Origin of the sequence: Pseudomonas donghuensis (assembly GCF_000696345.2) — a bacterium.
In the GTDB taxonomy this organism is placed as follows: Bacteria; Pseudomonadota; Gammaproteobacteria; order Pseudomonadales; family Pseudomonadaceae; genus Aquipseudomonas; species Aquipseudomonas donghuensis.
The window spans coordinates 4,032,669-4,044,597 of sequence record NZ_CP071706.1 but is presented as its reverse complement, the minus strand read 5'-3'; the positions used below and the strand labels follow the sequence as shown (position 1 = coordinate 4,044,597).

10 protein-coding genes are annotated in these 11,929 nt (G+C 61.3%); 7 read left to right on the top strand and 3 right to left on the bottom strand.

Features of this window, described 5'->3' with window-relative positions; all coding sequences use genetic code 11:
• The first annotated feature begins 190 nt into the window (after positions 1-190).
• From rraA to BV82_RS18760, 6 genes are all read left to right on the top strand, one after another.
• On the top strand, positions 191-679 hold the full coding sequence (rraA, locus tag BV82_RS18785) for a ribonuclease E activity regulator RraA (RefSeq protein ID WP_036996437.1): 489 nt from the start codon (positions 191-193) through the stop codon (positions 677-679).
• A gap of 28 nt (positions 680-707) precedes the next feature.
• Positions 708-1,703, top strand: a complete 996-nt coding sequence (locus BV82_RS18780; RefSeq protein ID WP_010223314.1) for a zinc transporter ZntB — start codon at positions 708-710, stop codon at positions 1,701-1,703.
• A 93-nt stretch (positions 1,704-1,796) separates the two neighbouring features.
• On the top strand, positions 1,797-2,051 hold the full coding sequence (locus tag BV82_RS18775; RefSeq protein WP_371128640.1) for a CrfX protein: 255 nt from the start codon (positions 1,797-1,799) through the stop codon (positions 2,049-2,051).
• Positions 2,052-2,053: 2 nt separating this feature from the next.
• Positions 2,054-2,878 (top strand): mechanosensitive ion channel family protein, encoded by an 825-nt coding sequence (locus tag BV82_RS18770; RefSeq protein ID WP_010223316.1) that lies wholly within the window; start codon positions 2,054-2,056, stop codon positions 2,876-2,878.
• 114 nt (positions 2,879-2,992) lie between these two features.
• Complete coding sequence (gene sigX, locus BV82_RS18765) at positions 2,993-3,559, top strand: RNA polymerase sigma factor SigX (RefSeq protein ID WP_010223317.1); 567 nt, start codon at positions 2,993-2,995, stop codon at positions 3,557-3,559.
• A 110-nt stretch (positions 3,560-3,669) separates the two neighbouring features.
• On the top strand, positions 3,670-4,707 hold the full coding sequence (locus BV82_RS18760; protein WP_010223318.1) for an OmpA family protein: 1,038 nt from the start codon (positions 3,670-3,672) through the stop codon (positions 4,705-4,707).
• A 64-nt stretch (positions 4,708-4,771) separates the two neighbouring features.
• Here BV82_RS18760 and BV82_RS18755 read toward each other — a convergent pair whose 3' ends face one another.
• Positions 4,772-6,895 carry a flavin monoamine oxidase family protein gene (locus BV82_RS18755; protein ID WP_036996436.1) on the bottom strand — a complete coding sequence of 708 codons (2,124 nt, stop codon included), beginning with the start codon at positions 6,893-6,895 and terminating at the stop codon, positions 4,772-4,774.
• Positions 6,896-7,092: 197 nt separating this feature from the next.
• Here BV82_RS18755 and BV82_RS18750 point away from each other — a divergent pair, with 197 nt between their 5' ends.
• Positions 7,093-9,513 carry a penicillin acylase family protein gene (locus tag BV82_RS18750; RefSeq protein ID WP_036996435.1) on the top strand — a complete coding sequence of 807 codons (2,421 nt, stop codon included), beginning with the start codon at positions 7,093-7,095 and terminating at the stop codon, positions 9,511-9,513.
• Here BV82_RS18750 and cobA read toward each other — a convergent pair.
• Positions 9,424-10,227: a uroporphyrinogen-III C-methyltransferase gene (gene cobA / locus BV82_RS18745; RefSeq protein ID WP_010223321.1), complete on the bottom strand. Its 804-nt coding sequence runs from the start codon at positions 10,225-10,227 to the stop codon at positions 9,424-9,426. The genes BV82_RS18750 and cobA overlap by 90 nt on opposite strands.
• Before the next feature lie 29 nt (positions 10,228-10,256).
• Positions 10,257-11,927, bottom strand: coding sequence for a bifunctional protein-serine/threonine kinase/phosphatase (locus BV82_RS18740; protein ID WP_010223322.1), 1,671 nt, complete (start codon positions 11,925-11,927; stop codon positions 10,257-10,259).
• Positions 11,928-11,929: the final 2 nt, after the last annotated feature.

The following is an 11,929-nucleotide window of genomic DNA, read 5'->3' as shown; positions in this document are numbered from 1 at the left end:
AAGATATGACGATTGTGAAGGTTCTGGTCATTTTTTGGGTTTTTCAGCGAACATCTGTTCTCTGATTGCTCTGCCAAGGTGACCGCGCCGCCAGTGACGTGTAGCCTTGGGGCTAAAGCTGCCTCGCTGGGCCTCGTTCACTGAGTGAAACTGCGACATTCATCGTCTCGATAATCGACAGGAGTTTCCCATGCATTACATCACCCCCGATCTGTGCGACGCCTACCCGGAACTGGTGCAGGTGCTGGAGCCGATGTTCAGCAACTTCGGTGGCCGCGACTCCTTCGGGGGTGAGATCGTCACCATCAAGTGCTTCGAGGACAACTCGCGGGTCAAAGAGCAGGTCGAGCTCGATGGCACGGGCAAGGTGCTGGTGGTCGATGGCGGCGGTTCGCTGCGCCATGCCTTGCTGGGCGACATGCTGGCCGAAAAGGCGGCGAAGAATCACTGGCAAGGCCTGGTGATCTATGGCTGCGTGCGTGATGTCGATGTCCTGGCGCAAACCGATGTCGGCGTGCAGGCCTTGGCCAGCCACCCCCTGAAGTCCGTGCGCCGCGGCATTGGCGAACTCAACGTGCCAGTGACCTTTGCCGGCGTGACTTTCCGTCCGGGCGAATACATCTACGCCGACAACAACGGCGTGATCGTCTCGCCAAGCCCGTTGAAAATGCCTGAGTAAAGCTCTGAAACCGGTCAGTGGGGTAGGGATGTTCGAGGAAGAAAACGCGCAATGGGGGCTGGTGCATGCCCTGGTGCTGGATGGCAAAGGCGGTGCCCGTGCGATCGCCCGAACTGAACTGGACGCCCTTGCCCTGCAGCCCCAGGAAAGCCTGTGGCTGCACTGGGACCGCAGCCACCCGCAGACCCGCACCTGGTTGCGCCACGACAGCGGCCTGAACGAGTTTGCCTGCGATCTGCTGCTGGAGGAAAACACCCGTCCGCGCCTGCTGCCATTGCCGGATGCGCAAATGCTGCTGTTTTTGCGCGGGGTCAACCTCAACCCCGGCGCCGAGCCTGAAGACATGGTCTCGGTGCGCATCTTCGCCGAGGCCCAGCGGGTGATCTCGTTGCGTCTGCGGCCATTGCGCGCCAGTGATGAACTGCTGCAGCAACTGGCCGAGGGTCGTGGGCCGAAAACCGCCTCGGAGCTACTGCTGAGCATGGCGCAACTGTTGACCGAAAAGGTCCAGGCGCTGATCAGCGACCTGTCGGAAGTGGTCGATGGCGAAGAAGAGAAGCTTGAAGTCGACAAACGCTATGCCCCGGACCAGGGCAGCCTGCAGCAGATCCGCCGACGCGCGGCCGGATTGCGGCGTTTTCTCAACCCGCAGCGGGAAATCTACGCGCAATTGGCGCGCAACAAGTGGACCTGGTTCGCCGCCGACGACGCCGATTACTGGAACGAGCTCAACAACAGCCTGACCCGCTACCTGGAAGAGCTGGAACTGACCCGCGAACGCGCCGCCCTGGTGCTCGAAAGCGAGGACCGGCGCCGCAGCGAGCGGATGAACCGGACCATGTACCGCTTTGGCATCATTACCTGCATTTTCCTGCCCATGAGCTTCGTGACCGGGCTGTTGGGCATCAACGTCGGCGGTATTCCCGGTTCCGACAGCCCCTACGGCTTCCTCTTCGCCAGCCTGCTGGTGCTGGCCCTGGCGCTGGGGCAATGGTGGCTGTTTCGCCGCCTGCGCTGGGTGTGAAGATGAAATTTGTGAACATGCAGTCACAAACTGCCTGGCCGGTTCATGTGACCCGTTGTGTGGCGACCTCGTCTTTGACAGATATTGCGCGAGGTGCCTATGCACGATCCGTTTGAAGAATCCCTGCGAGACCTGCTCAAGGCATCGCCGTCCGGCCAGGACCGCGACGACGATGCCTGCCTGGGCCGGGTCCTGAAAACCGCCAACCGCCAGGTTGGCGCGGGCGATCTGTTCAGCCTGCTGGGCCGTTGGAGCCAGGCGCTGATGATTGCCGTGAACAATGGCTCGGCGCATGTTGCGCCGGTGCGCCGTAACGCTACCGCTCGTAAAGCTGATAAGGCCGATTGAATATGGAACTTGATCTCTGGACCCAGAGCCTGGTCACTGCCATGACAGCATTGTGGACCAAAGTGGCGAACTTCATCCCCAACCTGTTCGGCGCCCTGGTTGTGGTGTTGCTCGGTTTCGTCGTGGCCAAGCTGCTCGACACCTTGCTGTCGAAACTGCTGGCCAAGCTCGGCCTGGACCGCCTGATGGGCGGCACCGGCCTGACCAAGATGCTCAGCCGGGTTGGCATTCAAGTGCCGATCTCGACCTTGATCGGCAAGATCGTCTACTGGTTCGTCCTGCTGATTTTCCTTGTCTCGGCCGCTGAATCCCTTGGCCTTGAGCGCGTCTCGGCGACTCTCGACATGCTTGCCCTGTACCTGCCGAAAGTGTTCGGCGCGGCGTTGGTGCTGCTGGCGGGCGTATTGCTGGCGCAATTGGTCAACGGCCTGGTGCGCGGTGCCGCCGAAGGCATCGGTCTGGAGTATGCCGCAGGTGTTGGGCGTATCGCCCAGGGCCTGGTGATTATCATCAGTATCTCGGTGGCAATCAGCCAGCTCGAGGTCAAGACCGACCTGCTCAACCACGTGATCGTCATCGGTTTGATTACCGTTGGTCTGGCCGTGGCGCTGGCCATGGGCCTGGGCAGCCGGGAAATTGCCGGGCAGATTCTGGCTGGAATTTACGTGCGTGAACTGTATCAAGTGGGCCAACACGTGCGGATTGGCGAGGTCGAAGGGCACATTGAGGAGATCGGCACGGTCAAGACGACCCTGCTGACCGACGACGGCGAGCTGGTCTCGTTGTCCAACCGGATTCTGCTCGAACAGCGAGTCAATAGCCGCTAACCGGGCAAATCCTGCTAATGTATGCCGCCGCAAAAATGCCCCAGGCAGGGGTATGCGGCGACATTGACCTGACTGTCGGCCAGATCCGTTTTGAATAAAGTTCACTCGCTGCCCATGCGTTACGACCCCCGCGAGCTCACTGATGAGGAGTTGGTGGCGCGTTCGCATGAGGAGCTGTTTCATGTTACTCGCGCGTATGAGGAGCTCATGCGCCGCTACCAACGGACCCTTTTTAACGTCTGTGCACGTTATTTAGGGAACGATCGGGACGCTGACGATGTCTGTCAGGAGGTGATGCTCAAGGTGCTCTATGGGCTGAAGAACTTCGAGGGCAAATCGAAGTTCAAGACATGGCTCTACAGCATCACCTACAACGAATGCATCACCCAGTACCGCAAGGAGCGGCGCAAACGTCGACTGATGGATGCCTTGAGTCTTGATCCGCTCGAGGAGGCCTCGGAAGAGAAGGCGCCTAAACCGGAAGAGAAAGGCGGGCTGGACAAATGGCTAGTGCATGTCAATCCGATTGACCGCGAGATTCTGGTGCTACGATTTGTCGCAGAGCTGGAATTCCAGGAGATCGCCGATATCATGCACATGGGTCTGAGCGCAACGAAAATGCGGTACAAGCGTGCGCTTGACAAGCTACGTGAGAAATTTGCGGGCCTCACTGAAACTTAGTGGCGCGCAAATATCTCTAACGTACCGGCAAGTTCTGCTAAACTTGCCGTCGAGTTGTCCCCCGGATGTTGGTGGGACTGCTTAACTATCACCAGATGGGGATTTAACGGATGAAATTGAAAAACACCTTGGGCTTGGCCATTGGTTCTCTTGTAGCCGCAACTTCCTTCGGCGCTCTGGCACAAGGCCAAGGCGCGGTCGAAATTGAAGGCAACGTCACCAAGCAGTACTACGATAGCGAGCGCAATTTCAAGAACACTGGCACCAATCCAGGTGTTCGCCTTGGTTACTTCCTGACCGACGACCTGTCCCTGGACCTGGGCTACAACGAGACTCACAACGCTCGTGGTGAAGTCTTCAACAAAGACATCAAAGGTTCCAAGGCCAAGCTGGACGCTACCTACCACTTCGGTACCGTCGGCGACGCTCTGCGTCCTTACGTTTCGGCTGGTTTCGCTCACGAGAGCCTGGGCCAGGCTACCCGTGGCGGCCGTGACCACTCCACCTTCGCCAACGTTGGCGCTGGCGCCAAGTGGTACATCACCGACATGTTCTTCGCCCGTGCCGGCGTTGAAGCCATGTACAACATCGACAACGGCAACACCGAGTGGGGTCCGACCGTTGGTCTGGGTCTGAACTTCGGTGGTAGCGGTGGCAAGGTTGAAGCCGCTCCTGCTCCAGTTGCTGAAGTCTGCTCCGACAGCGACAACGATGGCGTCTGCGACAACGTCGACAAGTGCCCTGACACCCCAGCCAACGTTACCGTTGACGCTGACGGCTGCCCGGCTGTTGCCGAAGTCGTACGTGTTGAGCTGGACGTCAAGTTCGACTTCGACAAGTCGGTCGTCAAGCCAAACAGCTACGGCGACATCAAGAACCTGGCTGACTTCATGAAGCAGTACCCACAGACCACCACCACTGTTGAAGGTCACACTGACTCCGTCGGTCCTGACGCTTACAACCAGAAGCTGTCCGAGCGTCGTGCAAACGCCGTTAAGCAGGTTCTGACCAACCAGTACGGTGTTGAGTCGAGCCGCGTTGAGTCGGTTGGCTACGGTGAAACCCGTCCGGTTGCTGACAACGCCACCGACGCTGGTCGCGCTGTTAACCGTCGCGTAGAAGCACAAGTAGAAGCCCAAGCCAAGTAATTGGTCCAAGCCCTACTGAAAAGCCCGGCCTAGGCCGGGCTTTTCTTTGCCTGCGATTTGCCCCTCAGGCAACCGCTGCCAAGGTGGTGAACAGCTTGCGCGCCTCGACATTGAGGCTGTTGAGCGAACCGTCGTTGGCGGCGACCACAACCCCCGCCACTGCATTGATCGCACTCATGAATGCCCCTTCAATCCAGCCTCCCAGGTGACTGTAGCTGTCACAGGCAAGGAAAAAGCGGTTATCCAGGGTGCTGTTTTGCGCATGGGTGTGATAGCGGAAACACAGATTGCTCTGGTAGTGATCGCCGCACATGTCCAGCTTGAAGCCGCCGGCACTGGTGTTGGTGGTCCAGTCGAACACCAGGCGGCCATCACCTTCGACCTTGTTCAGCAGCGCACCGAACCACCAGCGCTTGTAGCCCTCGGTGTCGGGGTCGTAGAGCTCATGGTCGACCCGATTGACCATGCGCTGGAACATGTAATGGGGGCTTTGCTGTTCACTGCCGTTGTCAGGGTTTTGCGGGTACTGGTCATAGTCATGTTGCAGGCGGGTCGAGTCGTCGTCCCAGCTGTAGCTGGCGAGGAAGCTTGAGTATGGCTGGCCGCTCAGGGTGCTGGGAACGATGTAGCTGGCGGCAAGCCCTGTGTCGCTGACCACGGCCTGGATGGGACTGCCGTTGAATGTCGGCACCTCGGGCCCGCTGCTTTCATCGTTATGAATCAGGCCGAATACTTTCGAGGTGCGGGTCATGTGCAACTGGCTGATGGCGCTGGCCATGCGTGCGTTGGGAGCGCTATAGGCCCGGCTCAATTGCAGAGAAGGCTGAGTGTTGATGACCGTGCGAGGCTGCAAGCCGAGATACCGATCACCGACCTGGAGCCTGGGCGTAACCTCTGGGTTGTGACCGGCGCGTTTGACCAGCGGGCTGAGCTGATCCTGGGGCATGGCCAGCACGACATAGTCGTAGCTGGCTTCGATCAGGGCCGGCTGCGGGGTATCGGCTGGGTAGTAGCAGACATTGGCGCAGCGATTGCCCGTCTGGGTGCTGTGATAAACGTCACTGACGCGGGCGCTGCGGAAGTTGACCGTCAATTGGCTACCGCCTATGGACTGTGCAGCCTGGAACAGCCGTTCGATGAACTGCACATTCTCTTTCACCGGCAAGGTGTACTCGTTGCTGTAGTCCCACAGCACCAGGCGCATCATTTCCACCAGGGAAATGTTGTACAGCGGTTTGAAACCACCAGTGCCGAAACCGAAGCGACCGAACAGTTCCACGCAGTAGTTCACCGTTTCGGTTGTGTTCAAGCCAGCGATAACCGGCAGCTCTGCCTGAGCGCTGGCATGCTCCATGATTGTTCTGATTGCCCCGGCCAAGGTCGTGGCGTCATAGTCCTGGATGAAGGTGGCCCAGTCCCTTTCGATCCTGTCCAGCTCGCCGGCGGCCGGTGCTGCTTGCGCCAGAATTCCGGCAACCACAGCGGGGTCGCGGCTGCCGATCTTGAACAGCGAGGCGCCGGTGAGTTCACCGTTTTCGATGTTCACGCCCGGGAAATACTTGAGCACCAGGGCAAACACCTGCCGAGTGGGGGATTGCGGATCCTGCCATTGACCATTGCCATAACGATCAACGCGATCGGCAAAGACGAATTCGGTCGCGACCTTGCCTGGATTGGGGAAGACATTGACCTGAGTCGTCGGGTTGAATACCCGGCTGGCGTAGAGCCAGGTCAGCCCGGCAATTTCCGGGAAGCGCATGGCGCCGATTTCGTACACCGATCTTTCAGTTTCACTGCCACCCAGGCCGGTCGTCGCCCTGGCTGCACTGACTCGGCCGGCTCTTTTACCCGCAGTGCGCACACCTCGCTCGTGGCCGTTGGTTGGCTGCTCGTGCAGGAAGTGATCCGGATCGTTGTCGTACAGGTCGACTTCGATCTGCGCACCCCCTGTGAGCGTGCGTGACAGCTCGTACAAGGCAGTAATACCCGCCACACCGGCGCCGACGATGGCGATGCGATGGCGGCCGACGGGAAGCTCGCCCAGGGGGGCGTCAACCGTGGTGGGGTAGGCGATGTGCACCGAGTCGGGATGGCGGTAGTAGCGTGATCGCTCTACCAGATTGGCAATGGTTTCGCTGTTGGGCATTTGGGCCGAACGGGCCCAGTTCCAGATGACAGTAACGCTCATGGCGGTTTCTCCGAAGAAAGTAAGCTCCGAGTACTTACTGTCTGTCTTACTTCCCTGCGGAGTTGGTTCAGTGTAGTCCAGCCTTTGCGAGGCGAGTCTGTAACGCTTGGACAAACTTCCTTTGGCGGGAAGGCTAGCCTTAAGTGATACGGTTATTTCCGTGAAGGCAAATAATTTGTATCTTATCTGGGGGTTGAATGTGTCATCTACTGCGTCTTGGGGGATTGCTGGGTGTGCTCATGGCAATGGCGGGCTGCCAGATTGCCGGGCAACAGCCTGAAGGTGACATCCTGATCAAGCGTGATGAATGGGGTACGCCGCATGTCTACGCCGACAGTCCTTACCGGCTGTTCTACGGCTACGGTTACGCCATCGCCCAAGACCGCCTGTTTCAACTGGAGATGTCTCGGCGCACCACCCAGGGGCGGGTGGCCGAGGTGCTAGGGCGCGACTACCTGGCCTTCGATGAGGGTATTCGCCGGCAATATTCGCCACAGGCCATTGCCCGACAGCTGGCTGCGCTGGCCCCTCAGGAGCTGCAGATACTCCAGGGCTACGCAGAGGGTATCAACCGCCATCTTGGCGAGATTGAACAGCGCCCCGACAGCGTGTTGCCCAAGCAGTTTTCGCATTACCAATTCCAACCCAGGCCCTGGACGGCGTTTGATGTGGCGATGGTTTACGTCGGCTCGATGATCAACCGTTTTGGTGATTACAACACTGAACTGGACAACCAGAACCTGCTGGCCGGGCTGATCGAAAAGCATGGGCTCAAGGGCGGACAGTCATTGTTCGAAGTGCTGCTGGCCAATGACGACCCACAGGCGCCGACCACTATCGCCCGCGGCGAGTGGGACCCGGCACGGCGAAGTGCGGCGGTGGTGCCACGGACAGCAGGCACGGCAGTGGAGCCACCGTTGCCGATGCGTGCCGTTCACCCGATAGACCCCAGTAGCGGGCGCGGTTTCAGCAATATCATCGTCCTGGGGGCAAAAAAGAGCGCCGATGCCCGGGCAATCCTGGTCAACGGTCCGCAATTCGGCTTTTTTCAACCCGCTTACACTTATTCAATCGGTCTGCATGGGGCTGGCTACGATGCGGTTGGCAACAGCCCGTTTGGCTATCCGCTGATCCAGTTCGGTCACAACCGCGAGATATCCTGGGGTAGCACCTGGGGCGCGGGTGATAACGTTGATGTCTATCGGCTCCAGCTCAACCCGCAGAACCCGAACCAGTACTGGTTCCAGGGCCGCTATCGGGATTTTGAGCGGCGGGTCGAAACGATTGCGGTCAAAGGTGAAGCGCCCCGACAGCTCACGGTGTATCGCAGTGCCCAGGGTGCGGTGTTCGAGCATCTGCCCGAACAGGGCGTGGCCTATGCTCGCCGCCGCGGCTGGGAAGGCCAGGAGCTGGCGACCCTGATGGCCTGGAACCAGGTGGCCAAGGCCGGCAATCACGCGCAGTGGCTGGCCCAGGTGGAGCGCTCGGCGATCAACGTCAATTGGTACTACGCCGACCAGCAAGGCAACATTGGCTATGCCCTCGGCGGGCGTTATCCGGTGCGTCTGCAAGGGCATGACAGTCGCTTGCCGATGCCCGGCAATGGTGACTATGAATGGCAGGGTTTCCTGCCGTTCGCTTCCAATCCGCAGGTGTTCAATCCGGCCAGTGGCTACATTGCCAATTGGAACAACCAGCCGGCAGAGGGCTTCCCCGGGCCGGACCAATGGTGGTATGCCTGGGGTGCTGCCGATCGATACGCAGTGCTCGACGAGCGGTTGCGCCAGCAAGCCCGTTTCACCCCGGAGCAAGCCTGGAGCCTGATGATGGAGGCCGCGTTCGAGGACCCCAATGCGCGCTATTTCATGCCGCGCCTGCTGGCGCTGAGCGAACGCTTGCCAGCAGAGCTCGCTGCCGTCCACCAGGCGTTGGCGGCCTGGGACTATCAGGACCTGGACCGCAATCGCGACGGTTTCTACGACCAGCCCGCCACGGCGATTTTTCGGCGTTGGCTCGGGCAGATGCTTGACTTGACCCTGGCCGATCAGTTACCGCCCGCGCAGGCCGGCTGGTTTACCGACACCGGTTACAGCGCCCCCGGCGCCAGCTCGCCGGGCAGTCACAATATTTCGGTGGGCACCAAGGTGCTGTACCGGGCATTGACGGCAAAAGAGCAAGGCGAGTCCTTGCCCTTCGATCTGTTCAAAGGCCACAACGTCGATGAGCTGATGCTCCAGGCATTGCGCCTGAGCGTTGCCCAGCTCAAGCGCGAACAAGGCCCGCAGGTGTCGGCCTGGCGCCAGGGGGTCTCGACCTTGCGCTTTGCCCACAAGAACTTCCTGGGCGTCCCGCAAGCGTTGCAACGCGAAGAGCAGGCCCTGGCGCCAAGCATGAACCTGGGTACTGAAAACAACATGGTCGTGCTCAGCGAGGGCAAGGTCAGCGGCTTCGAACTGGCGGCACCCGGGCAATCCGGATTTATCGCCGCCGATGGCAGCCCTGGCAAGCACTATGACGACCAGGTGCCGCTACTGCGCGAGCAGCGCAAGCGGCGTACCTGGTTGAGCGAAGACGAGATCGAGCGCCACACCGTCGAGCGCTTGCGGCTGCAGCTCTAGTGCGCCAGCGGCATTGACCACCTCGCCGATCACCAGCACCGCCGGGCTCTTGAGCTCGAATTCGGCGGCGCGTTGCAGGAGCTGGTACAGCGGACTGCGACAGGCGCGCTGCCCAGGTAGCGAGGCGTTTTCGATCATCGCCACCGGCGTGCTGCCCGGCATGCCGGCGGCGAGCAGTTGCTGCTGGATATCGGCCAGGCGCGCTACGCCCATGTAGATCACCAGGGTTGTCGCTGACGCCGCCAGCGCCTGCCAGTTCAATGGGCTGTCATCCTGGGTATGAGCGGTGACCAGGGTGACGCCACGGCTGATCCCGCGCAGGGTCAGGGGAATGCCGCACTGGGTGGCACCGGCGAGGCCGGCGGTAATGCCATTGACCACTTCGACTTCTATGCCGCGTGCTTGTAGCCAGCAGGCTTCTTCGCCGCCACGGCCGAAAATGCAAGGATCGCCGCCCTTGAGGCGCACTACGCAACGCCCCTGACGGGCATGGCGCAGCATCAGGCGCTGGATGAAGGCTTGTGGCGTGGAACGGCAGCCGCCGCGTTTGCCCACGGCAATGACCCGGGCGTCGGGGCAGTGTTGCAGAATGGCCGGATTGACCAGGTCATCGATCATCACGACAGCGGCTTGCCCCAGCGCGCGCACCGCTTTCAGGGTCAACAGCTCCGGGTCGCCCGGGCCCGCGCCTACCAGCCAGACTTTTGCATTCATGGTGATTTCCTCATCGGCAGTATTGGCCATCAGCCTTTGAACAGGCAGATCAGCAGGATCAGATTAAGGAGCAAAGACAGCAGTGCCAGGCTGCGCCAGACCTTCAGGGGCTCGCGTTCAAGCAATGGCCGCGGGCGCACACTCAGTTGCTGACGCTCGCCCTGTTCGAGCAGCAACAGCCATTGCTCGGCGGTTTCAAAGCGTTGCTGTGGATCGCTGAGCAGTGCCTGGGCGAGGTTGTGCTCAAGCCACTCGGGCAGGTCCGGGCGATAGCGTGCGGCGCTGACCGCCTGGGTGAAACGGGGGTGCTGGAAGGCTTCGATTTCGCCATAGGGGTAGTGCCCGGTGAGCAGGTAGAACAGCGTTACGCCCACGCTGTACAGGTCTTGCCGGGGGCTGGGCGGCTCGCCTTCAAAGGCTTCCGGGGCAATGAACGATGGCGTGCCCGGCAGCTCATGGGCGCGGTCTTCGGAGAGCCCCGGGCAGAAGGCCAGGCCGAAATCCAGCACGCGCAGTTGGCCGTCATCACCCAGGTGCAGGTTTTCGGGCTTGATGTCGCGGTGGAGGATATTGCGCCGATGCAGCGTGCCTACGGCCTGCAGCAGTTGCTGGGCCAGTGACTGCCACTGCGCCAGCGGTAGCGGGCCGCTGGCGGCGAACAGTTGCGCCAGGGTCTGGCCGGGGTATTCGCGCATCAGGTAGTACAGGTGCTGGCGCTGGCTGGCCAGGTGCACTTCGGGGAAGTAACGCCCGGCCACCCGGCGCAGGAACCATTCTTCCAGCAGCAGGCTTTGCAATGCGCCGGGTTCATCCTTGCGCTCTGCAGGCAGGGTTTTCAGCAGCCACGCCTGTTGCTGGTGGTCGCGCACGCGGTACAGCAAGGACTGGCGGCTGTGGCCCAGCGGTTGCTCGACGCTCCAGCCGTCGATCGTCTGCCCGCAGCGCAGGGCAAGCGGCAGCGGCCATTGCTGCAGTTGCGCCAGGGAGTCGCCAAGGTTGCTGGCGCCCAGTCGCTCGACCCGCACCAGCAGCGCGCTGGCGTTGTCCTGGCTGCCACTGTGATGGGCCGAGCTGACCAGGGTCTGGGCGGCATCCTGCAGGTCGATCTGTTCGCGCAGCACGGCCCTGATCTGCGCTTCGCTGAGGCTGGCCCAGACACCGTCGCTGAGCAGCACGAAGCATTCGCCAGCCTGCAGCTCGCCTTCCAGGTAATCGACCTGCAGGTGCTGGTCCAGGCCCAGGGCGCGCTTGAGCACGTGCTGCATGCCCGGTTGGTCCCAGACGTGATCTTCGCTGATGCGTTGCAGCTGCCCGGCAGCCCAGCGGTAGATCCGGCAGTCGCCGACATGCGCCAGGGTAAAACGCCGCCCGCGCAGCACCAGGGCGCTGAGGGTGGTCAGCAACGGCTGGCCGCCTCCGTTGGCGCGCAGCCAGCGGTTTTGCGCCAGCAGCAGGCGGTCCAGGGCCTGGGCCACGCCCCAGGTGGCGGGGGTGGCGTAGTAGTCCAGGGCCAGCGCCTGCAGGCTGGCCCGCGCCGCCAGGCCGCCATCGGCGCACTGGCTGACACCGTCGGCGAGGGCGAACAGGTAGCCTTTGCTGGCGGCCAGTTCCGGGTTGGGGGTCACCAGGCGCAGGGCGTCCTGGTTTTCCTCCCGGGGGCCGCTGGCGCTAGCCTGGGCGAAGCTCAGTTGCAGGCTCATGG